The 22,969-nt window shown below is 66.2% G+C and carries 18 protein-coding genes; 11 read left to right on the top strand and 7 right to left on the bottom strand.

Annotated features, from left to right (window positions below; translation table 11 throughout):
* Nucleotides 1–1,449 carry a DUF1501 domain-containing protein gene (locus tag FJ386_08955; protein ID MBM3876831.1) on the bottom strand — a complete coding sequence of 483 codons (1,449 nt, stop codon included), beginning with the start codon at nucleotides 1,447–1,449 and terminating at the stop codon, nucleotides 1–3.
* Between the two features lie 149 nt (nucleotides 1,450–1,598).
* Between FJ386_08955 and FJ386_08950 the strand changes: the two genes are divergently transcribed.
* From FJ386_08950 to FJ386_08925, 6 genes are all read left to right on the top strand, one after another.
* Nucleotides 1,599–1,754 carry a small basic protein gene (locus tag FJ386_08950; protein MBM3876830.1) on the top strand — a complete coding sequence of 52 codons (156 nt, stop codon included), beginning with the start codon at nucleotides 1,599–1,601 and terminating at the stop codon, nucleotides 1,752–1,754.
* 104 nt (nucleotides 1,755–1,858) lie between these two features.
* Nucleotides 1,859–2,569 (top strand): rRNA pseudouridine synthase, encoded by a 711-nt coding sequence (locus FJ386_08945; GenBank protein ID MBM3876829.1) that lies wholly within the window; start codon nucleotides 1,859–1,861, stop codon nucleotides 2,567–2,569.
* The gene (locus FJ386_08940; protein ID MBM3876828.1) at nucleotides 2,566–3,894 is read left to right on the top strand and encodes a hypothetical protein; all 1,329 of its coding nucleotides are present in this window, start codon (nucleotides 2,566–2,568) and stop codon (nucleotides 3,892–3,894) included. The genes FJ386_08945 and FJ386_08940 overlap by 4 nt, the downstream gene beginning before the upstream one ends.
* Nucleotides 3,894–4,781: a bifunctional 5,10-methylene-tetrahydrofolate dehydrogenase/5,10-methylene-tetrahydrofolate cyclohydrolase gene (locus tag FJ386_08935; protein MBM3876827.1), complete on the top strand. Its 888-nt coding sequence runs from the start codon at nucleotides 3,894–3,896 to the stop codon at nucleotides 4,779–4,781. The genes FJ386_08940 and FJ386_08935 overlap by 1 nt, the downstream gene beginning before the upstream one ends.
* Before the next feature lie 44 nt (nucleotides 4,782–4,825).
* Nucleotides 4,826–5,269 carry a hypothetical protein gene (locus FJ386_08930; protein ID MBM3876826.1) on the top strand — a complete coding sequence of 148 codons (444 nt, stop codon included), beginning with the start codon at nucleotides 4,826–4,828 and terminating at the stop codon, nucleotides 5,267–5,269.
* Nucleotides 5,270–5,698: 429 nt separating this feature from the next.
* Entirely contained in the window at nucleotides 5,699–6,511 is an 813-nt protein-coding gene (locus FJ386_08925; GenBank protein ID MBM3876825.1) for an NYN domain-containing protein, read from the top strand.
* A gap of 359 nt (nucleotides 6,512–6,870) precedes the next feature.
* Here the strand turns inward: FJ386_08925 and gcvP are convergent, their stop codons facing one another.
* Nucleotides 6,871–9,720 carry an aminomethyl-transferring glycine dehydrogenase gene (gcvP, locus tag FJ386_08920; protein MBM3876824.1) on the bottom strand — a complete coding sequence of 950 codons (2,850 nt, stop codon included), beginning with the start codon at nucleotides 9,718–9,720 and terminating at the stop codon, nucleotides 6,871–6,873.
* 127 nt (nucleotides 9,721–9,847) lie between these two features.
* Between gcvP and FJ386_08915 the strand changes: the two genes are divergently transcribed.
* From FJ386_08915 to FJ386_08900, 4 genes are all read left to right on the top strand, one after another.
* Nucleotides 9,848–10,972, top strand: coding sequence for a dienelactone hydrolase (locus FJ386_08915; protein ID MBM3876823.1), 1,125 nt, complete (start codon nucleotides 9,848–9,850; stop codon nucleotides 10,970–10,972).
* A 5-nt stretch (nucleotides 10,973–10,977) separates the two neighbouring features.
* Nucleotides 10,978–12,120 (top strand): M20 family metallopeptidase, encoded by a 1,143-nt coding sequence (locus tag FJ386_08910; GenBank protein ID MBM3876822.1) that lies wholly within the window; start codon nucleotides 10,978–10,980, stop codon nucleotides 12,118–12,120.
* A gap of 78 nt (nucleotides 12,121–12,198) precedes the next feature.
* Nucleotides 12,199–13,215: a twin-arginine translocation signal domain-containing protein gene (locus FJ386_08905; protein ID MBM3876821.1), complete on the top strand. Its 1,017-nt coding sequence runs from the start codon at nucleotides 12,199–12,201 to the stop codon at nucleotides 13,213–13,215.
* Between the two features lie 232 nt (nucleotides 13,216–13,447).
* Nucleotides 13,448–15,181, top strand: coding sequence for a M3 family oligoendopeptidase (locus FJ386_08900; GenBank protein MBM3876820.1), 1,734 nt, complete (start codon nucleotides 13,448–13,450; stop codon nucleotides 15,179–15,181).
* A gap of 46 nt (nucleotides 15,182–15,227) precedes the next feature.
* Here the strand turns inward: FJ386_08900 and FJ386_08895 are convergent, their stop codons facing one another.
* Genes FJ386_08895 through FJ386_08880 form a run of 4 tightly spaced genes read right to left on the bottom strand, consistent with a single transcriptional unit; the run spans nucleotide 15,228 to nucleotide 20,853 of the window.
* Entirely contained in the window at nucleotides 15,228–16,958 is a 1,731-nt protein-coding gene (locus FJ386_08895) for a hypothetical protein (protein MBM3876819.1), read from the bottom strand.
* The gene (locus tag FJ386_08890; GenBank protein ID MBM3876818.1) at nucleotides 16,955–17,824 is read right to left on the bottom strand and encodes a hypothetical protein; all 870 of its coding nucleotides are present in this window, start codon (nucleotides 17,822–17,824) and stop codon (nucleotides 16,955–16,957) included. The genes FJ386_08895 and FJ386_08890 overlap by 4 nt, the downstream gene beginning before the upstream one ends.
* The gene (locus FJ386_08885) at nucleotides 17,821–19,530 is read right to left on the bottom strand and encodes a cyclic nucleotide-binding domain-containing protein (protein ID MBM3876817.1); all 1,710 of its coding nucleotides are present in this window, start codon (nucleotides 19,528–19,530) and stop codon (nucleotides 17,821–17,823) included. Before FJ386_08885 ends, FJ386_08890 begins: the two co-directional genes overlap by 4 nt.
* An 18-nt stretch (nucleotides 19,531–19,548) precedes the next feature.
* Complete coding sequence (locus FJ386_08880) at nucleotides 19,549–20,853, bottom strand: 2Fe-2S iron-sulfur cluster binding domain-containing protein (GenBank protein MBM3876816.1); 1,305 nt, start codon at nucleotides 20,851–20,853, stop codon at nucleotides 19,549–19,551.
* Nucleotides 20,854–21,048: 195 nt separating this feature from the next.
* On the opposite strand from FJ386_08880, the gene FJ386_08875 reads away from it, so the two are divergent.
* A complete protein-coding gene (locus FJ386_08875; GenBank protein MBM3876815.1) occupies nucleotides 21,049–22,050 on the top strand; it encodes a hypothetical protein in 1,002 nt (333 codons plus the stop codon).
* A 43-nt stretch (nucleotides 22,051–22,093) separates the two neighbouring features.
* On the opposite strand, the gene FJ386_08870 is transcribed toward FJ386_08875, so the two are convergent.
* A complete protein-coding gene (locus FJ386_08870) occupies nucleotides 22,094–22,885 on the bottom strand; it encodes a M48 family metallopeptidase (protein MBM3876814.1) in 792 nt (263 codons plus the stop codon).
* Between the last annotated feature and the right edge of the window lie 84 nt (nucleotides 22,886–22,969).

Raw genomic sequence — 22,969 nt, 5'->3', positions numbered from 1 at the left:
CTACGCAATCAGGTCGCGGACGACTTCGCCGTGGACGTCCGTGAGGCGGTAGTCGCGGCCGGCGTGACGGAAGGTGAGTCGCTCGTGGTCAAAGCCGAGCAGCGCGAGGATCGTCGCCTGCAAATCGTGGACGTGCACGGGCTTCTCCGCGGCCTTGAATCCGAATTCGTCGGTCGAACCGTGGACGTATCCCCCCTTCACCCCGCCGCCCGCGAGCCACGTGGTGTAACCCCAGTGATTGTGGTCGCGCCCGTTGATCCTGCCGGCGTTGCTGCCGGGATTCGGCAACTCCACCGTCGGCGTGCGGCCGAATTCACCGCCCCAGATGACGAGCGTTTCGTCGAGCAGGCCGCGCTGCTTGAGGTCCTTCAACAGCGCGCCGATCGCGCGGTCGCACTGGCCGGCCAGCTTGCGGTGCTGCACTTCGAGGTCGTCGTGGCTGTCCCACGGCTGTCCGTCGCCGTGCCACACTTGCACGAATCTCACCCCGCGCTCGATGAGCCGCCGGGCGATGAGAATCTGCCGCGCCTGCGTGCCCTCGCCATACATCCGGCGGATGGGCTCGGGCTCGCGGCTCACGTCGAAGGCGTCCGCGGCATCGCCCTGCATGCGATAAGCGAGCTCGAAGCTCTGGATGCGCGCCTCGAGTTGCGCCTCGCGCGCGCGCTGGGCGGCGTGCCGCTCGTTGAGTCGCTGCAACAAGTCGAGCTGCTCGCGCTGCTCGGCGGTGGACTGGTAGCGGTTCTTGACGTGCTCGATCAGCTTCTCGATCTGCGTGTTCTTGGTGTCAATGTGCGTGCCCTGGAACACGCCGGGCAGGAACGCGCATTGCCAGTTCTGCGATTCCTGGATCGGATACCCGGGGCACATCGCGATGAAGCCCGGCAGATTCTGGTTCTCCGTGCCGAGCCCGTAGGTGATCCACGAGCCCATGCTCGGCCGCACCTGCCGCGCGTCGCCGCAGTTGAGCAGCATCAGCGAAGGCTCGTGGTTCGGCACGTCCGCGTGCATCGACCGGATCATCGCCACCTCGTCAATGGACTCGGCGGTGTGCGCGAAGAGCTCGCTCACCTCGATGCCGGACTTGCCGCGCTTCTCAAACTTGAACGGCGACGCGAGCGCGACGCCCGTGCGGCGCTCGGTGCGCAGCTCGAAGGGCAGCGGCTTGCCGGCGTTCGCCGTGAGCGCGGGCTTGGGGTCGAAGGTGTCCACGTGCGACGGCCCGCCGTTCATGAACAGGTGGATGACGCGTTTGGCCTTCACCGGGAAGTGCGGCGGCTTCACGGCAAGCGGGTTGGTGAAGTCCGCTGCGTCCGCCGTCGGCGCGAGCCATCCGTGCTCGGCGCACAGCGAGGCCAGCCCGAGCGCGCCCATGCCCAGGCCGCAGCGGTTGAGAAACTCCCGGCGCGTGAGCGCGAGGTGTTCCGGGTTGGGCGCGTGATGCCGCATCGCACCGATGACGCCAGCCTGCGGGCCCGGATTCAAGCACGATGGCGCGGAACCACCGGCCGGGGCGAACAAACCATTTGCTTCGACGGCGCGTTCTGCTACAAACCGCTTCCCGCGCGCGCCGGGCGCCGGGCAACCCGCAACTTTTTATGTCACAGCATCGCAGTCTCCGCGCCGCAAGCTCCACCGGCGCCAAGCGGAATGTCCTCAAGCGTTTCGAGCGCGTCGCGCTGCTGCGCAAGCGCGGGCAGTGGAATCCCGGCAACCGCGTCACCGGCCTCCCGAAGACCCGGCCCGAGGCGTAACCCGCCCCGCGGATGGGCGGCTTGCCTGTCCAGGGCCGCGGTTTCGAAACCTCGCGCACGGTGGGAATCCGCCGCCGTCCCGCGGTCGTGACTCGCAGCGACTCATGGTCCGCCTTCAAAAATTCCTGGCCGAGGCCGGCGTCGCCTCGCGTCGCTCCGGTGAGCAGCTCATCGCCGGGCGGCGCGTGGCCGTGAATGGAAAGGTCGTCACCCAGCTTGGCACCAAGGTGGACCCGGCCATTGACAAGGTCACGCTCGACGGCGCGCCGCTCCGGGTTCGCGAGAAGTTCTACATCGCGTTCAACAAGCCGCCGCACGTCATCACCACGCGTTCCGACGACCTTGGGCGCAGCACGATTTATGATGTGCTGCCCTCGAAATGGGCCTCTCTGGTGCCCGTCGGCCGCCTCGACCGGGAGAGCGAAGGCCTGCTCTTCCTCACGAACGACGGCGATTTCTGTCTTCGGCTCACGCACCCGCGATACGGCGTGCGGAAGCACTATCGCGCCGTGGTTGACGGGCGGGTCGAGCGTCCGATGCTGCGCAAGTTTCTCGAGGGTGTTCAGCACGAGGGCGAGCTGCTGAAGGCCGAGCGCGTCCAACTGGTGGATGCCAACAACACGCGCAGCATCGTCGAGCTGGAGTTGTCCGAGGGCAAGAATCGCGAAGTGCGGCGGCTCTTCGAGTATCTGGGTCTGACGGTGTGCGCGCTCCAGCGCACGCAAATCGGGCGCATCCGCCTCGGCGAACTGCGCTCCGGCCGTTGGCGGACATTGACAGCGCCCGAAATTAAAACTTTACTCAACCCATCATGAGAACGAAACGCAGCCTGCTGTTGACCGCACTGTTCCTCGCCGCCACCGCGCCCGCCGCGGAACAGACCGCGACCGTGAAGGACAACCGCGTAAACATCCGCGGCCAGGCCACGCTCAACAGCGAGGTCATCACCCAGCTCAAGAAGGGCGAGACCGTCACCGTGCTCGAGCAGATTCCGGTCAAGGCGCCGAAGGCCGGCGAACCCAGGGCCTGGCTCCGCATCGCGCTGCCCGCCAACACCCCCGTCTGGGTTTTCAACAGCTTCATCTCGAACAACGCCGTCCACGTGCCCAAGCTCAACGTCCGCGCCGGCCCCGGCGAGAATTACAGCATCGTCGCCCGCATGGAGAAGGGCGCTCCCGTGAAGCCGCTCCGCACCTCGGGCGCGTGGATGGAGATTGAGCCGCCTCCCGGCGCGAGCGCGTTCGTCGCGGCTGAAACCGTCATCCGGAAGTCCGGCGAGGGCGAGGCCACCGCCTCCTCCACGTCTTCGGGCAAGTCCGGCGTCCGCGCCAGCGGTTCGCCCACCGCCGTCCGTCCTGGATCCGATCCGTCCATTTCGGGCGGCCGCGTGGATCCCAGCACCACGCCCGCACCGCTTTCCGAGCCCACGCTCGTTCGCGTCGAGCCCATTCGCACCAATCCGCTCACCACCGTCCCCTCGAATCCCGCCCTGCTCACCCCCGCTTCGCCCGCCGCTGCCCTGCCGGCGACCGCGCCCGTCACGACTCCTGTGACGACCACTCCAGCCGTGCCGCCGGTGACATCAGCGACGCCGGTCGTCGCAACGGCGCCGAGTCCGACTCCCGGCACGCCGACTTCCGCCGCCGCGATTCCCGCCGCCGCTGCGAAGTCCGAATCCGCCGCCGCCACGGCGCCCGCGGGCGGCGAGGTGTATTATCAGATTCAAGTCCCGCCGCCGAAACGCTCCATCTGGAGCCGCATCTTCGGCTGGGGCGGCGGACAGGAGACCGGCGAGCAACGCGACGCCGCCAAGCGCGCCCAGGCGCCGCCGCCGAAGAAGCTCGCCGTGACCTCCACCAACACGCCGCCGCCCGTCGTCGAGACCGAGCCCGGTCCGCCGCGCGTCGTGACCCGCGAGGGCATCGTGCGCAAGGTCTGGAACGTGCAGGCGCCCTCCAATTGGGAACTCGCCGACATCTACACCGGCCGCACCATCAACTACCTCTACTCGACCAACGAAAGCGTCCCGTGGGCTTCCATCAAGGGCCGCGTGATCCTCGTCACCGGCGAGGAAATGATCGACCGCCGCTGGCCGCGCATGCCCGTGCTGCGCATCGAGACGCTCAAGACCGTCGAGTGATGCAGCCGCAGAACCTCATCGACGGCCGCGCCATCGCCTCCCAGCTCCTCGCGGAAACCTCCCAGCGCGTCGCCGCGCTCAAGTCCCGCGGCATCCAGCCCGGGCTCGCCTTCGTGCGCGTCGGGGAAGACCCGGCCTCCAAGGTCTACGTCGGCATGAAGGAGCGCACCTGCGCGCAACTCGGGTTCCACGCCAAGACCGAGGTCTTGCACGAGGCCACCACGCAATCCGAACTCCTCCAACTCATCGCCAGGCTCAACGCCGACGCCGCCTTCCACGGCATCCTCGTCCAGGCGCCGCTCCCGCGACACATCGATTCCGCCACCATCTTCACCGCCGTCTCGCCCTCGAAGGACGTGGACGGCTTTCACCCGCTCAACGTCGGCAAGCTCATGCTCGGCGACAGCACGGGATTCGTTCCCTGCACGCCCGCGGGCATCCACGAGCTGCTCATCCGTTCGCGCGTCAAGACGGTGGGCGCGGAAGTCACCGTCCTCGGCCGAGGCAACATCGTCGGCAAGCCCATGGCCGCGATCCTCTGCCAGAAGTCCAGCTACGCGAACGCAACCGTCACCCTTTGCCACTCCGGCACCCGCGACATCCAGGCCCATTGCCGGCGGGCGGACATCCTCATCGCCGCGATGGGCGTGGCGAACTTCGTCACGGCCGCGATGGTCCGCCCCGGCGCGGTCGTCATCGACGTGGGCGTCAACCGCGTCCCCGATGCGACCGCCAAGAACGGCTCGCGGCTCGTCGGTGACGTGGACTTTGCCGCGGTCCAGCCCATCGCGGGCCTCATCACGCCGAATCCTGGCGGCGTCGGCCCCATGACCGTTGCCATGCTCATGTCCAACACCGTCCGCGCCGCCGAACTGGCCACGGCCTGACCATTCCCCCACCGGCAACCCGCACCCGGCAATCGGAAATCCCCATGACCCCCAACCGCATCCTCCCCGACCTGCAATGCTCGCTCCTGTGCGAGGACATCCGCCAGGAAGCCAACGGCAACTTCATCGTGCTCGGCATCCTGAGCGTCATCCGGCTGCCGCAGGTTCCCGTCACCGCAGGCCGCCTCTGCGTGTTCAACCGCTGGTGCGCCGGGCTCGGGCAGTTCTCCGAGGTCGTGCGCGTCATGGCGCCCGACCAGTTGACCGTGCTCCGGCAGTCGCAGATGAAATTCGCGCTGAACGACCCGGGCATGAACACCACCAACGCCACCGTCTTCGGCGGACTCGAATTCAAGACCGACGGCGTCTATTGGGTCGAAGTGCTCGTGGACGACGTGATGAAACTCCGTTTCCCCCTTCCCGTGATCGTCGTGCCGCCCCCGCCCGCGGGGCAACCCGGTCCGCCCGCCGCCGGGCCCGCCGCTTGAGAGCAGCTTCATGTTGAAAGCGTCCGGCTCCGTTCGGGCGCATCCCGGTTCCTGCCCCTTCACTGCATCCCTACCCATGAACCGGTTGGCGCACAGCCACCCCTCACCCGCCCTTCGGACACCCTCTCCCCTCCTCGGAGGAGGGGAGAGCGATGGGGTGAGGAGTGTCCGTTCGGGTTCAAGGGTCGAAATCGCGGCAGTTGCCGGCCATTGGTTCTCTCCCCTCGTCCGACGAAGGGAGAGAGTGGTCCCGCTCGGAGCAGGACCGGGTGAGGGGTGTGCGCTTGCATCCAAGTCGCCGCGTTTTCCCCCGGTCGGAGCTGTCCCTCCCGGGAGGTCGCAACAAACAGGCACGCGCCCGTCTCCACCCCTTGCGAAACTTTCGGCTGTCCCCACGCCGCTGGTTCGCTAAGCTCTCCTCCCAACGGAATGAACCCTCCCGCCCCCAAGGATGCCGACGCCACCATGGCCGTGTTCCTCGACCTCGAGAACATCGCCCTCGGCGCGCGCGACGCCAACTACCCCGCCTTCAACATCACCAAGGTCATCGAGCGCCTCCTGCTCAAGGGCCACATCGTCGTCAAGAAGGCCTACTGCGACTTCGACCGCTACAAGGATTTCAAGCGCGGCCTGCACGAGGCCGCCTTCGAGCTCATCGAGATTCCCCACGTCCGGCAGTCCGGCAAGAACTCCGCCGACATCCGCATGGTCGTGGACGCCCTCGACCTCTGCTACACCAAGGGCCACGTGGACACCTTCGTCATCATCAGCGGCGACTCGGACTTCTCGCCCCTCGTGAGCAAGCTCCGCGAAAACGCCAAGACCGTCATTGGCGTGGGCGTGAAGAACTCCACCTCCGACCTCTTCATCGGCAACTGCGACGACTTCATCTACTACGACGACCTCGTCCGCGCCGACCGCGCTCGCTCGCGCCCCCGCAGCACCTCGGTGGCCGCGGCGGCGAAGCCCGCGGGCGACGAAAACAAAGGTCCATCCCTCGACAAGGCCCTCGAACTCGTCGTCGAAACCCTCGAGGCCCTCAACGGCGAACGCGGCGCGGACGAACGGGTGTGGGGCTCAATGATCAAACAGGCCATCAAGCGCCGCAACCCCGGCTTCAACGAGCGCGCCCACGGATTTCGTTCCTTCAACGACCTCCTGCTCGAAGCCCAGAAACGCGGCCTCTTGAAAGTCGAAGCCGACGGAAAATCCGGCGGCTACACCGTCAACACCGCCGAGTAGCGCCCGCGCGTCAGCCGGCGTTGAACAGGAGGCAACGAAGGAAACGGAGACGGCGGGAGGTGTGAACGTTCGGGCCCGGCGTCGTCGCGACTCCGGGGAGAGGCGAATTCCATTCCGGCCCCGCGGATTCACCAACCCGCCGATCAGAAGAAAAATCAAGTGAGCCGCGCCGCGACACGCCGCAAGTCGCAACACGACCCGCCACACCGGCAACAGCCGCCACAAAGCCCGCCTGGGACACCGCCAGCACAAGAAGTGAATTGCGCCGGTTGCGTTCCGGCGCGTCCTGTTCCGAGGTCCTCCTTCGTTGCGCTCCTTGCGTTGCTTGGCGGTGGCCGGTGCCGTCCCCGGCGTTCGCATCACTGATACGCTTCCATCCCGGCGCAGGAGCAGACGAGGTTGCGGTCGCCGAAGACATTGTCCACGCGGCTGACGGCGGGCCAGAACTTCTGCGCGCGCTCGTGCCGCGTCGGGAAGGCCGCCTGCTCGCGCGAGTAGGGGTGGGTCCAGTCCGCGGCGGCGAGGGCCTCGGCCGTGTGCGGCGCGTGCTTGAGCGGGTTGTCCGCCTTGTCCATCGCACCGGATTCGATGGCCGTGATCTCGGCGTGGATGGCGATCATGGCATCGCAGAAGCGGTCGAGCTCGAACATCGACTCGCTCTCGGTGGGCTCGACCATCAGCGTGCCGGGCACGGGGAACGAAAGGGTGGGCGCGTGAAAGCCGAAGTCCATGAGCCGCTTCGCGACGTCCTCGGCGCTGACGCTCTTGAAGTGGCGCAAGTCGAGGATGCACTCGTGCGCGACGCGTCCGCCGCGGCCGCGGTAGAGCACGGGGAAAAACTTGTCGAGGCGGTGCGCGATGTAGTTGGCGTTGAGGATGGCGACCTTGGTGGCCTCGGCGAGTCCGTCCGGCCCCATGCACGCGATGTAGCTCCACGAGATCGGCAGGATGCTGGCGCTGCCCCACGGCGCAGCACTCACGGCGCCGATGGGATTCTCGCCGCCGAGGTTGATGACGTTGTGGCCGGGCAGGAACCCGACGAGGTGTTCGGCGACGCCGATGGGGCCCATGCCGGGACCGCCGCCGCCGTGCGGGATGCAAAACGTCTTGTGAAGGTTCAGATGACAGGCATCCGCCCCGATGTCGCCGGGGCGGCAGAGGCCGACCTGCGCGTTCATGTTCGCGCCGTCCATGTAGACCTGTCCGCCGTGCTCGTGGATGATGGCGCAGATGTCGCGGATGCTTTCCTCGAAGACACCATGCGTGCTCGGGTAGGTGACCATGAGGCACGCGAGGTCCGCGTGGTGCGCGGCGGCTTTGGCGCGGAGGTCGGCGAGGTCGATGTTGCCCTCCTTGTCGCACGCGACGGCGACGACGCGGAGGCCGGCCATCACCGCGCTCGCGGGATTGGTGCCGTGCGCGCTCGTGGGAATGAGGCAGATGTTGCGATGCGCCTCGCCACGACTCGCGTGGAAGGCGTGGATGCACAGGAGCCCGGCGTATTCGCCCTGCGAGCCGGCGTTGGGCTGGAGCGAGATGGCCGCGAAGCCGGTGATTTCGGCAAGCCAGTCCTCGAGTTGGGCGAAGAGTTCCTGATAGCCTCGGGTCTGGCGCAGGGGCGCGAACGGATGAATCCGCGCGAACTCCGGCCAGCTCACGGGGAACATCTGCGACGTGGCGTTGAGCTTCATCGTGCACGAACCGAGCGGGATCATCGCCTGGCAGAGCGAGAGGTCGCGCGCTTCGAGCCGGCGCAGGTAACGCAGCATCTCCGTCTCGGAGTGGTGCCGGTGGAAGACGGGCGCGGTGAGGATGGCCGAATGCCGGCGGGCGCCTGCCGATGGGGAGGAGAATGCGGGCAGGTTGAGATCGAGGTCGGCGGGTTTGTCGTCGTTGAAGATCTGGAAGAGTGTTCGCAGGTCGCCGGGCGTGGTGGTTTCGTCGAGGGCGATGCACACGGTGTGCGCGTCGGGCGCGCGGAGGTTGATGCGGTGGGACTCGGCGAGCTTGAGGATGGAGGCGCAGGATGTGCCGGCGGGCTGGACGCGCAACGTGTCGAAGTAGTGCGCGTGAACCACCGCGTGGCCGAGGCGCTTGAGTCCCTCGGCGAGCACGGTGGTGAGCGAGTGGATGCGCGTCGCGATGGCGTTCAAGCCGCCGGGCCCGTGATAAATCGCGTAGGCCGCGGCCATGTTCGCGAGCAGCGCCTGCGCGGTGCAGATGTTCGACGTGGCCTTCTCGCGGCGGATGTGCTGCTCGCGTGTGCCGAGCGAGAGGCGCAGGGCGGGCCGGCCGCGCGCGTCCTTCGACACGCCGACGAGCCGGCCGGGAAGCTGGCGCTTGAATTCCCCGCGCGTGGCCATGAACGCCGCATGCGGCCCGCCGTAGCCGAGCGGGACGCCGAACCGCTGCGCGCTGCCGACCGCGACATCCGCGCCGATCTCGCCCGGAGGCTTGATGAGCGTGAGCGCGAGCAGGTCCGTGGCGACGACGAGCAACGCGCCCGCGGCGTGGACCTTGTCAGCAAAGCCGCCGAGATCGCGGATGGAGCCGTCGGTCGCGGGATGTTGGACGAGCGCGCCGAAGAACCTGCCGTCGGGCGCGAGGGACTCGTGCGAGCCGACCACGACGTCGATGCCGAGCGCGCGGGCGCGCGCCTGCGTGACTTCGATGTTCTGAGGATGGCAATCGGCCGCGATGAAAAATGCGGCGCGGCCCTCGGCGGCCTTCAAGCGATGGCACATCATCATCGCCTCGGCGCACGCGGTCGCCTCGTCGAGCATCGAGGCGTTGGCGATCTCGAGCGCGGTCAGGTCGCAGACCATCGTCTGGAAGTTGAGCAGCATCTCGAGGCGGCCTTGCGAGATCTCGGCCTGATACGGCGTGTATTGGGTATACCAGCCGGGATTTTCGAGGATGTTGCGCTGGATGACGGGCGGCGTGATGCAATCGTGATAGCCCATGCCGATGAACGAGCGGAAGACCTGGTTCTTGGCGCCCATGGAGCGCAGCCGCGCAAGGGCATCGAACTCGCTTGTGGCGGCGGGGAGGTTGAGCGGTTCGCGCCGTCGGATGCCCGCGGGCACGGTGGCATCGACAAGGGCATCGAGGCTGTCGCAGCCGATGGTGGCGAGCATCTGTTGAAGCTCCTCCGGTCGCGGGCCGATGTGCCGGCGGACGAAGCTGTCGGGGTGCGCGGACAAAGCCATGTGCGCGCGACGTTAGGGGGAGCGAGTTGGAAGGCAAGTGAGTTTTGGCGGCGCGGGTCCCGGCCGCGTTTGCGGATGACTTCACGGATTGCATGCGCTCTAATCCCGCCCGAAGTCCGGTGACGCCATGATTTCCACCACCCCACTTCGCCCAGGGCCCGGGATTGGCATCGTGTTGCTCGTCGGGACTTTTACGCTGATGGGCCAGACCAACATCCACGAAGGCGCGCGCTGGCTCGGCGCGGCACGGCAGGTGCCGGAATTCACCGTGCCGGAGACGAAGGCGGCGTGGACCCGCCGCCGCGGGGAGATTCGAGCCACGCTCGGCCGGTTGCTGGGTGAACTCCCGCCACGACCGGCGGGCTTTCCTGTGAAGACCCTTTCGCGTGAAGACCGGGGAGACTTCGTGGTGGAGAAGTTTCAGTTCGACAACGGCGCGGGCGCGACCGTGCCGGGTTACTTGCTTGTGCCGAAGGCTGCGAGCGCCCGCAAGAAGGCGCCGGCGATTCTCTACTGCCATCAGCACGGCGGCCAATATGGCAAGGGCGGCAAGGAGGAGTTGTTCATCGCGGGCAATCCCGTGCCGGTCGCGCCGGGACCGGAACTGGCAAGGCGCGGCTTCGTGGTGATCGCGATTGACGCCTACTGCTTCGGCGAACGCGACGGGAAGGGTCCGGGCGGCCCGAACGAGAAGGGCGGCGCGGGCGAGATGACCGCGAGCAAGTTCAACCTGTGGCTCGGCCGGTCGCTTTGGGGAATGATGTTGCGCGATGACCTGATGGCGCTCGACTACGTCTGTTCGCGGCCGGAGGTGGATGCGGCGCGCGTCGGCGTGACGGGCTTCAGCATGGGCGCGACACGCGCGTGGTGGCTTTTGGCGCTCGATGACCGCCTGAAGACCGGCGTGCCGGTCGCGTGCCTCACCCGTTACCAAAACCTCACGGCTCACGGCAAGCTTTCGGCCCACGGTATCTATTACTTCGTGCCGGGCATGCTCCGCCACTTCGACACGGAGGCCGTCATCGCGTGCATCGCGCCCCGCCCGGTGCTCTTCATGACGGGCGAAGAGGACGGCGGTTCGCCTGCGGATGGAATCCGGACGATCGAAGCCAGGGTGCGGCCGGTGTGGAGACTCGTCGGCAAGGACTCGGACTACGCCAGTGAACTCTATCCCGGCCTCGGCCACCAATATCTGCCGGAGATGTGGGAGAAGACCCTCGCGTGGTTCGACAAGCATTTGAAGCCGCATTGATTCCCATGGCCGAGCCACGCCTTCTCGACACTCTCGCCGAACTCGTCCGCATCAACAGCGTCAGTCCCTCGTATCCGGGTGGGCGACCGGAGAAGTTCATCGCGGCTTACATCCGTGACTTCTTCGCGCAACGCGGCATCGAGACGCATGACCAGGAAGTCTTTCCCGACCGACCGAACGTCGTCGCGCGCCTGCCCGGCCGCGTGCCCGGCAAACGCATCGTGTTCGAGGCGCACACCGACACCGTCGCCATCTCCGGCATGACGATTCCACCGTTCGAGCCCACGGTCGCCGACGGAAAACTCTTTGGCCGCGGCTCGTGCGACGACAAGGGCGGGTTGTGCGCGATGATGCACGCGCTCGCCTCGCTCAAGCGCGATGGCATCACGCCGCCGTGCGAGGTGCTGCTTTGCGCCGCGGTGGACGAGGAATACTCGTATCGCGGAGTGGTGAAGTTCTGCGAGGGGCTCACGGGGCAGGCCGCGGTGGTGGCGGAGCCGACGGACATGCGCGTCGTCATCGCGGGCAAGGGCGTGCTGCGCTGGAAGGTCGTGGCGCGGGGCAGGGCGGCGCACAGCAGCAAGCCCCACCTCGGCGTCAACGCAATCAGCCACATGGCGCGGGTGATACTTGCGTTTGAGGAGGAGCACCGGGCGCTCGCCGCGCGGCAGCATCCGCTGCTCGGCCCCGGCACGCTCAACGTCGGACTCGTCTCGGGCGGCGTGCAGGTGAACTTCGTCCCCGACGAGTGCACCATCGAGATTGACCGCCGACTGCTGCCCGGCGAGAAGCCCGACGACGTTCTCGCGGGTTATCAGCGAATGCTCGACCGGCTGAAGGCGGATGCGCCTGGCTTGAACGTCGAGCAACTTCCGCCCCGCACGCGCGACGAAGGACTCTCGACTCCAGCCGACGCCGCCCCGGTGCGCCTCGCATCGGAAATCCTGCGCGGCTTGCGGCTGAACGGCGAACCGTGCGGTGTGCCCTTCGGAAGTGACGCGAGCAAGCTGTCGAGGCAGGGATTGCCGAGCATCCTCATCGGGCCGGGCAGCATTGACCGCGCGCACGCGGCGGTGGAATACGTCGAGTGCGACCAGGTGGAGGCGGCGTTCGAGTTCTACCGGCAGTTTATGCTGCGCTTCGAGTAGCGGGCAGGCGCGGCGCGAGGGATTCCAGCGCCTTCGCAGCGCGTTGACGCGCGACCCCGTGCAGTGTTTCCATCACGCATGCACACGGCCGATTCGCCAGCCCCGTCCCGCCGCACCTTCATGAAGGCATCCGCCGCCGCGCTGGCGACGGGAGCGCTCTCCGGCTGCGAGACCATCGTCGGCGAAGGCGGCGCGCCAGGCCACGTGGACGCGCATGTGCACGTATGGACGCCGGACACGAAGTCGTTTCCGCTCGCGGAAGGATTCGCGGTAAAGGACATGCAGCCGCCGAGCTTCACGCCGGAGGAGTTGCTGGCGATCGCGAGGCCGAACGGGGTTTCGCGAGTCGTGCTCATTCAGATGAGCTTCTACCACCACGACAACCGCTACATGCTCGACGCGATGCGGCGCTTCCCCGGCGTCTTCAGCGGCGTGGGGATCGTGGACGAGAACGCGCCGCGCGTGCGCGACGCGATGCGCGACCTGGCGAAGCAGGGCGTCCGCGGCTTCCGCATCTCCCCGGGACGGCTCGCACCGGACGCGTGGCTGGGCTCTTCCGGCATGGCGACGATGTGGGCCACCGCCGCGGACGAGAATCTCGCCATCTGCCCGCTCATCAATCCCGCGGCGTTGCCTGCGCTCGCGGTCATGTGCTCCAAGTTCCCGCGCACGCACGTCGTTGTGGATCACTTCGCGCGCATCGGCGTCACGGGGCAGATTCTCGACGGCGAGCTTGCTCTCTTGTGCGCGCTGGCGAAGTTTCCGAAAACGTTCGTGAAAACCTCCGCCTTCTACGCGCTTGGCCGCAAGGCCGCGCCGTATCTGGACCTCGCGCCGATGATCCGCCGGGTGCGCGACGCCTTCGGCGCGAAGCGGCTGATGTGGGCGAGCGACTGTCCGTATCAAGTGCAGGGCGCGCACACCTACGCTGCCTCGCTCTCGCTCGTGCGCGAACGGCTGGACTTCCTTTCACCTTCCGACCGCGACTGGATGTTGCGCAAGACCGCGGAAACAGTGTTCTTCGCCGGCGCCCCGGCTGGCCCCGCGCCCCTTCCCAAGCGACCGGGGACAGTTCTCCGGGGCCCATATCGTTGAACTCCGCACCCCCGCGCGGCCAAGACGGCAGGTCAGGTCCTGGAACCGGAGCCGGGCCGCAGGATCCAAACGCAAGTGATCAATCTCGTCATCGGGGTCGAGCCGCGGCCTGAAAAGATCACGCCCGCCACCCGTGACAGGGTTGCTGCACTCTTGAAGAAGTGACCGCACGAGCGCCTGATTGACCACTTCCGGCTTGGATTGGCCCGGTTGACCCCGCATCGTCCCGCGCATGAGTTTGCTGCCGTTCGGAAAACTCCCCGTCCACACACCGCGCGCGTTCGTCCCGCAGACCATTGACCTCGGGGACTGGCTGCAGGTGGCGCCGCTCTATGACCGGCTCGAAGAGCGCGCCGCCGGGTGCGGCAGCGTGGCGGAGTTCGAGCGCTGGCTGATCGACGGCGGCGAACTGGCCGCGGCACTTGAGGAGGAGGGCTCGAAGCGTTACATCGGCATGACGTGCCACACGGAGGACCCGGGCGCCGAGTCCGCGTTTTTGCATTTCGTCGAGAAGATCGAGCCGGAACTCAAGACGCGGCAGTTCAAGCTCGCGCAGCTTTACCTCGCGCATCCGCTGCGCGCGCTGTTGCCACGGCCGCGTTACGCGGTCTTCGACCGGGACACGCAGTTGCGCGTCGACCTCTATCGCGAGGCCAACGTGCCGCTCGAGACCCAGGAGGCCAAGCTCGGCCAGCAATACCAGAAGCTCGCGGGCGCGCTCACGGTGACTTTCCGCGGCGAGGAGCGCACGCTGGTCCAGATGGCGCGTTATCTCGAGGAGCCTGACCGCCCGCTGCGCGAGGAAGCCTGGACACTCGTCGCGAGCCGGCGCCTCGCCGAGGCGGACAAGTTCGAGACCATCTTTGAGCAGCAAATGGCGCTGCGCGAGCAGATGGCGAAGAACGCGGGCTTCGCGAATTACCGCGACTACGCCTTCAAGCTGCGGGGGCGCTTTGATTACACGCCGGCGGATTGCGTGAAGTTCCACGAGGCGGTCGAGACGGAGTTCATGCCCGTGGTGCGACAGTTGCAAGCCGAGCGAAAGCGCCACCTCGGCATCTCGTCGCTGCGCCCGTGGGACACCGCGGTGGACGCACTGAATCGCCCCGCGCTGCGGCCCTTCGAGGATGTGCCGCAACTGGTGGAGCGTTCACAGCGCATCTTCGACAAGGTGGACGCCGGCGGACTCGGCCGGCAATTCCGGATGATGCAGGATCTCAAGCTGCTCGACCTGGCAAACCGGAAGGGCAAGGCGCCGGGTGGATACCAATCCACGCTCTCGGAATCACGACTGCCATTCATCTTCATGAACGCCGTCGGGCTTCAGCGCGACGTGGACACGATGCTGCACGAGGCCGGCCACGCCTTTCACGCGGTGGCCACGCGCGAGGAAGACCTGTTCGCCTATCGCGGCGCGCCGATCGAGTTCTGCGAGGTGGCCTCGATGGCGATGGAGTTGCTCGGCGCTGAATTCCTCGAGGAGTTTTACGGGGCGTCCGAAGCGAACCGCGCCCGCAAGACGCATCTCGAAGGCATCATCAACTTCTTCCCGTGGATGGCGACGATCGACGCGTTCCAGCACTGGATCTACACGCATCCCGGTCACACGCGCGCGGAGCGCACTGCGGCTTGGGTGGACTTGATGGAGCGCTTCGGCGGCGACGTGGACTGGTCCGGGCACGAGCCGGCTCGCGCGAACTACTGGCACAAGCAACTGCACATCTTTCTCCACCCATTCTATTATGTGGAATACGGCATTGCGCAGCTGGGCGCGCTGCAAGTGTGGGCCAACTCGCGCCGGGACAAGACGCGGGCGCTGCGCGATTACAAGGCCGGCCTCACGCTCGGCGGGTCGCGCCCGCTCCCGGAGCTCTTCGCCACCGCGGGATGCCGGTTCGACTTCAGCCGCGCGACTGCCCGGCCGCTCGTGGAACTGGTGCGCGGGGAACTGGCGCGACTGGGATGAAGCGAGCGCGGAAACCGCCGCGCCTGCACCGCGAAGGTCGAACCCCTCACCGCCGGTGCGTCGTATGGAACGAATGGCAGGTCGAGCATGAATGCACGACGCCGCCCTTCGGGCTGTGGCACTCGGCGCACAGGGCCTTGCGCGGGAGGTTGACATCCGCGGTGACACTGCTGCGGGCGACGTCGTGGCACTTGGCGCAGTCGAGGTGCTGGTGCTTTGCGTGGTTGAAACTCCCGCGAGGCATCCACCGCTCCGGCATCGAAGGGCGGGCGACTTCGAATTGCGGCGGAACCGTGCCCGGAGACTCCGTTACTTTGTGACACCACGCGCAACCGGCAAAAGGCGCGGCGCCGAGCGTGGGTGAGCCTCCCACACTCGCGACGGGCGCCCAGCGCTCAGTGCTCATGAAGACGCGGCGCTCGAGTCCTTCGCCTGATTCAAACCGCTCCGTGAGGCCACTCATGCTGCGGGCGACGAACCGTGCGATTTCCTCCGCGCGGCTCAGCTTGTGTTCGCGGCGGGCGAGCTCCGCGTAGTGCGCGGGCAGGCTGCGCAGAAACGAGCGCACGAAGGTTTCGTTCCCGTGTGGGAGCTGAAGTTGCGGATTGCCCGCATCGAATTGAAGTGAGTGGCACTTGCGGCAGTGTCGCTCGAAATTCACCCTGCGATAATACGCGCCCGAGGCATCCGGCTCATGGCAGCTCGCGCAGTCGAGTTTCCTGCCATTGATCGGAGGCACCGTCGAGGAGAAGTGCAGCGCATGGTTGAAGCGGAGCGGATTCGTATCGCTCAGCTTGTCCGCGTGCACTTGGAATTCGGGGTGGTCGCCGGCGAACGAGGCGAAGACCTTTGTGTAGCCATTGGTCGGACGCGGCACCCCAAACACATGAGGGCCGAGGTGCGAACGGTATTCAAATTCGCTTGGCCGCTTGGCGGCGATTTCTCGGCCCTTCGCAGCCGAGGCTTGCATCGTGGCGCCGTCGCCGTGGCACGAGAGGCATTGCGCATCCTCCGGCTTTCGCATGTGTCCGCTGGTGAGGTGCTCCCGGTGGCACGATGAACACGAATGGTCGCGCACGACGTTGGGTTGGTGGAACGTGTGATCCTTGTGGCACTTGAGGCACGCGCGATCGATGGAGGTCATCTCAGCCCGCGATACCGCGGCAAGTTTGTTCACTTCGAACGGCCCGGGTTTCACCGTGAAGGCCGCCTTCAGCCATCCCGCCGGGCCGGCGAGCGCCTCGGTGTGGCAGACGGCGCAACCTTGGTCCGCCCCGAACGCGCTCGCGGCAAGCGCGGCAGACTTGGGCGCGCCCTTTGATTGTTCGCGAAGCAATTCGGCAAACGCCTTGCCCGTGTGGTGAGAGGAAACCGGGCCCGGGTTGATGAACGTGAGGCGCCACGGTCCGTAGAGCAGGACCAGCAGCGCGCCGACGGTGAGCGCCGTGACGGCGAGGGTGAGTCGCCCGCGCCGCACGCGCAGGCTGCGAACGGGTGAACAGCGGGGCAGGGGACGACAGCAGGTGCCGTCGGGGCCCGGCCCCAATTCACACGCGCCGCCCTGGTTTTTCGACCGGGTGCAACGCCAGCGGCCTTTGGTTTCACCGGGCTTGAGATCTAGGACGGGTTTGCACTCGGCGGTGGCGCGACATTCGCCGCCTGGTCCTGGCCCGAGTTTGCAGGCGCGCCCTTCGCAGGCGTAGCCGCAAACCCAGTTCTGGTTGGGGCGCGCGTATTGGTCGGCGTCAAATCCCGGCGGTTGCAGCGGTTCGCTCATGACGTGCCTCCCATGAAAGCGAACACCAGCACGACGTGGACGAGCGAGAAAACCAGCAGGCTGTAAGTGAGCGGGATGTGGACGAACAGCCAGAGCTTGAGCGTGAGCTGGAGCGAGTAATGATAGTCGAGCGCGTCCTTCTGCCGGACAAGGTCGGCGATACCAGGTATGTGCTGTTTGGGCTCCTCACCCGCTTCGACCTCTTCGCCAAACATGAGCTTGCGCTCCTCGTCGTTGAGGAAGCGATCCAATTCGCCGATGCGGTGGAGGAGCTTGTTGAGCGGACTGCTGATTTCGAATAAGTGGGCAAGAGTGTTCCGGGGCGCGGCGAACCAGTGCTGGAGGTGCGCGACGTAGAACTCGGTGATCGTCGCGCTTTTCGCGGCGGGCAAGGCCTTGAGGGCGAGCGATTCGGCCTGTTCGGCCAGCGCGCGGCGCACGGCCGGGATGGACTCAAACAACACTTCGCCCCCGCGTGTGGTGAGGCGTTTCGGAAAGATGCGCGAAATGAAGAGCCCGCCGATGCCACTGAGCATCACGAGCACGTAAAGCCACGCAAGCGTGCACTCGAACCATCCCGTGGGCATGCGCATGCCCAGGTGGACGGCGAACAGTGCGGCCGTGAACAAGCCGACGTAGATGTGCACCTGCAGCCACGTCTCCGACCGGATTGCGGGAAGAAACGGAAGCTTCTTGCGGCCGTTGTAGAGTGTCAGAAAGAGCATGAGCAGCAGCAGCACCCAGCCCGTGAGATACGGCATGCGCGGGATGAACACGTCGAACTCGCGCCAAACGGTGAGGAGTCCGACGATCGCCGCGATGAGCATCAGCACGGCGAGCCACCTGCGATTGGCGAACGCGTTCATCGTCGGAGCCAGCGGGCGAATGCGTCGAGGTTGTTCATGTTCATCCGCACGAGCGCCGAGTGCGGGCACGCGCGCTCGCAGGCCGGTCCGCCGTATTGCTCGACGCAGAGGTCGCACTTCGTGGCCTTGATGATCGGTCGCATGGCCTCGTCCAGGATGAAGTTCCCGTCCCCGTCGCGCACGTCGACCATGCGAATAGCCTCGTAAGGGCACTGGTTCGCACAAGCGGTGCAGCCGATGCACGTGGCCTGGTTGATGGTGACCTGCCCGGCGAAGGACTCGCGGTGGATGGCGCCCGTCGGGCAGCCGATCATGCATACCGGGTCGGCGCAGTGCATGCAGGCATTGGCGACCATGATGCGGCCGTTGGTCGGGCCGTGCCGAAGGAACCGCGGGTTGTTGTCGTGAGTGGAGGCGCAGGCGCGCACGCAATCGTCACAGCGGGTGCAACGCTCCAGGTCGATGAGCATCGTCGCGGAGCCGTTGAAGTAGCGGTGCTCCGTCAGGAATTCCATCACGTCAGGTCCGATGTGCGCGCCGGCGTCCGCCTCGGCGGCGGCCTCGAAATCGCCACGGGCGGCGGGAGCCCCGGTCAACTCGGGGATCAAGTCTGCCGGCAAGGTCGGCAGGACCACCTGTTCCATCACGCGGGTGGGGATGACGATGACGTGCGTGTAGCCGATGACGCTGAGCGAGTGCTGAAGGGTGACGGGGTTGTCCTTGTTGCGGAAGTTGTGCGCGATTTCAGCGAAACCGTAGTCGCGGCCCGCGCCCAGGTAATTCAGAGTCCGCTGGCCGTTGCCGAACTTCTGGCTGAGCCGCGCGAAGCCGGAGCGGATGAGCACGACGCCATTCGGATAATCGCCCTCGCTTGCGATGACGGTTTCCTGCGTCCTGGCGCTGCTCGCGCCCTTGGACCATTCGTAGTCACCGTGGGTGGCGAATTCGGTCTCGGCCATCACAAGCATCAGTTGTTCAGGTGTGAGGTGGCCGAAGCAGGGAATCTCGCGCAGATGCGTGGCGAGCGCCCGCTCGCGGTAGGTTTCTTCGATGTGCTTCCGCAGGCTTTCGTCGTATCTCATCAGGTCGCGCAAGCCCTGCCAGCGGACTTCGAGCATCTCGGTGCCCTCAGCCGCGGCAAAGACCGTCGCACTGCGCGGCGACCGGGTCAGCGCGGCGAGTTCGCCGAAGAATTCGCCGGCCTGCATTTCCGACGTGCGATGCTCGTCGAGCACGCGGGGGACATCTTGAAGGAAGACCTTCACTTCCTTGCCGGCCTGGCGGGCGGCAACGCGCGAATCCTGCTTGAGCTGGCTCGGTGTTCGGATCTCGGGCTGTTTGGAGTTGGACCACAATTGCGCGAAGGCGCGGAACCAGCCGACCTTGCGGGTCTCGCGCCGCCCGAGCACGGAGTTGGGCAGGCCTGGCTGCAACACGACGCGCACGGACCCGCTCAACACCATGAACGCCGACGTGCCGTAGTCGCCCGCGCGCACAATGAGTTCGCCCTTGCCGAAGGTCCGCACGCGCATGTCGTGCTTGAGGATGTCCGCGAGCGAGGTGCGCTTCGGAAATCCATTCGGGTCCATCTCCTTGAACGGCGCAACCTTGAGAAGTCTTGCGACCTGCGCGTCGCCCAATCCTTCGGGCTCGAACGGATTGTCGAATCGTCCGGGTCGCTGGATGATGGTCGGGGTTTCGCTCATCGTCGGCGCTCGGGGGCGTCAGGCGTCGAGCACGAGGTCGCCCGCGGGCTGCGCGATGCACGTGAGGCAGGACCCGGCCTCGGGCGGGTTGTCAGGATCTTTCGTGTGCTTGAACTTGCCTCCCTTGACGGCGACCACGCACGAGCCGCAGCCGCCGGTGCAGCAGCCGGAGTCGATGTGCACGCCTTGCGCCTGCGCGAACTTCAGCACGTTCTCCGCGCTGGGATCCCAGCCGCACGTCTTGCCGGACTTGCTGAATGTGACGGTAAACTTGGAGAGGAATGCCGTTTCGCTCGCAGTCCTCGGGGGCGCTTTCTTCTTCACCGTGGCCGGTCCGAACGCCTCGTAGTGGATTTCCTTTTCGGGCACGCCCCAACTTTCGAGCCCCTCGTTGAGGGTCTGCATGAAGGGCCCGGCGCCGCACAGGTAGTATTCGTAGTTGTTCGACGGCAGCAGTTCCTTGAGCAACTCCGGCGTCACGCGCGAGGCGTGGTGGTAGTCGCGTCCCTTGACGTCTCCTTTGCCCGGCCGGCTGTAGCACACGTGCAACCGGATGTTGTCATGAGCCTCGGCGAGCGTCTGGATTTCCTCCTTCAACATGTGCTCCTGCGTGCTGCGGACGCCGTAGAAGAACCACACTTCGCGCTTCGAACCACTCGCCGCGACGGCCTTCGCCATGCTCAACATCGGCGTCACGCCGATGCCCCCTCCGAGCAGCACGATGGGATTCGGCTTGGCCATGTCGAGGTAGAAGTGCCCGGTCGGCGCCTTGACGTTGAGGATGTCGCCTTCCTTGACCGCGTCGCAGAAGTAGCTCGACGCCACGCCCGGCGGGAGGTCCGGTTTGTCTGCGGGAGGGCCTTCCTTCTTGATGGTCACGCGGTAGTGCGTGGTGTGAATCGGGCCGTCGCTGAGCGAATAGCAGCGCACCACGGGCTTGTCGCGGCCGGGAACATCGAGCGAGAAAGTGAGATACTGGCCCGGCTTGAACGGCGGCAACGGCTTGCCATCATGCGGCGCGAGGTGAAACGAATACACGCCGTCGCATTCCTTGATTTTCTTCGAGACGGTGAACTTCCGGTAACCATTCCAGAGATCCTTGGCCGCCTGCTTGTCCTGCCACTCGGAACGGGCAGACTTGACGAGGAGTTCAAGCCGTTCGCGCTCGAGTGTGCGCTGGGTTCCCTCGCCGACGACGCGACGGAGGGTTGACGCCAGCATCACGAGCACTTGAACGGCGAGTGCGGCGATGATCAAACACCCCAGCGTCAGGCCAAGGTTTCCGCCAAGCGCGGCTTGCGCCTTGTCAATGAGGGGTTGCATTCAGGTGGGGCTTCACTTAACAAAAGCGACGTGGCAAGACAACCCAGAATTCTCCACCCGCACGCGGTCCGGCTGCAGCCAGCTCTCATTCTTTTCGTCGTCACGGCCTTTCAATGTTCCTCGATCGGCGCTCCGTCGAAGTTTTTGGGGATCGAATCCTGCAGCAGTTCCGGGTGCCACGGCGGGGCAGGGGAGATGCGCCATCAAGTGGACACCTGGCGGCGGCTCGACTTTCACGCCCGTGCCGCCAACACCCTCACCAGCGCGCGCTCGGAGCAAATCGCCAAGGCTGCGGGAATCGCCGACGCCACGAAGAGCGTCCGCTGCACCACCTGCCACGCGCCGTTCCATGAGGTGCCGGCCGCGGCGTTTGCCAAGACCATCCCGCCGGGCGTCGGCGTCTCCTGCGAGAATTGCCACGGGCCCGCGGAGCGTTGGCTGCTTTCCCACACTCGCAAGGATTTGTCGCACGCGGACAAGGTGGCGGGCGGCCTCCGCGATTTGCGCGATCTCCACACGCGCGCCAGCTCCTGTGTCGCGTGCCATCAAAACGTCGAGACGCCGCTTATCAACGCCGGCCATCCGGAACTCATCTTCGAACTTGACGGGCAAAGCGTCACGCAGCCCCGGCATTGGATCGAACGCGGCAACTACAACGGTGGGCGCGCCTGGCTCGTGGGACAGGCGGTGGCGCTGCGGGAAATCAGTTCGCAACTCGCCAAGGAACCCGCCAATGCCGCGCTCGCAGCGCGATGGTCCGCGCTCGTGTGGCTGCTTCAAAAGGCGGCCGGAGCGGATGAGTCACTTCCGACGCTCCGCGCCGTGAGTGCCGAGATCTCGACCTCCAACGCGGCCAAAGCTCAGGAGGCCGCTGATGACCTCGCTCGAAAGGCCGGGGCCAGCGACTGGACAGCCAAGACGAGCGCGGACGCGATTCGCTTGCTTGCCGCGGCGGCGACGGACTTCCGTGACAAGGGGCAGTCGCCGCTGATTCACGCGCGGCGCGCCGAGCGCCTTGTGCTCGCGCTGGACCGGCTCGCGACCGCGCTCGGACGGAAGGACCTCGACGTGGAAATCAACGCCCTCTTCTCCATGGCGCAATCGGTGCCGGATTTCGACCACAAGCGAGCGGGGGAGTTCGGCGCAACCCTTGAACAACTCGCGAAGAAAGCCGGTGACCGCGCCCCGTCGCGCTGAGCGGCGGCAGTCGGAATCTCGTCAAGGCTTCCGCGGACAGTTGCTACTTGGGGCGGAACTGCGCTTTGGCTTCCGGCATCGCCTTCTGTAAATCGGCAATCCGCTTCTCGTCCACGGGGTGCGTTCGCAAAAACCAGAGTTGGCCGCCACCGCGGCTTTTGTTGTAGGCGGCAAACCGTTGCCAGAACTTCACGGCTTCCTCGGGGTCGTAGCCGGCACGCGCCATGTAGAGCAGGCCGAGTTTGTCCGCCTCGGATTCTTGAGTGCGATTATGAGGAAGTTCCCAGCCGAGAGTCGTCCCGAGTCCGTAGGCTTGGGTCCATGCGGCGCGGGTGCGCGGATCACTGCTCGCGAGTGCCTGGTTGAGCATCTGAGCTCCCAGTTGAAACATCATCGCCTCGCTGATACGTGCGGCCCCATGCCGAGCCACCGCGTGCGCGACTTCGTGGCCCATCACCGCGGCGAGTCCCGCTTCGTCCTTCGTGATGGGGAGTATGCCGGTGTATACCGCCACTTTGCCACCGGGCATGCAGAAGGCGTTCGCCTCATTGTTCTCCACGACCACAAACTCCCACTGCGCACCCTGCAACGGCGCGACCGCGGCGATCCGCCGGCCCACCCGCTGCACCATCGCCTGCAGGCCGGCGTCCGCGCTGAGCCGGGACTGGCTCTTCATCTGGTTGAAGCTGGATATGCCCAGTTCCATCTCGGCTTGCCGCGGTATGAGGTTCAACTGCCGCCGTCCTGTCTCCGGGACTGTCATGCACCCGCTGGTGAGGGACACTCCGATCGTCACCAGCAACAACAACTGACCTTGGGTCGCGTGGGGTTTCATGGCCTCATGGAACACGACTCGGCGACCGTGCGCAAGTCGACTTCGTCCCTTTGCGCCGCCGTTGGTGCACACGGAGAGAGGCCA

Source organism: Verrucomicrobiota bacterium, from assembly GCA_016871675.1.
Taxonomy (GTDB): domain Bacteria; phylum Verrucomicrobiota; class Verrucomicrobiia; order Limisphaerales; family VHCN01; genus VHCN01.
The sequence above is the reverse complement of the archived record's forward strand: the minus strand, read 5'-3'. Positions and strand labels throughout refer to the sequence as shown.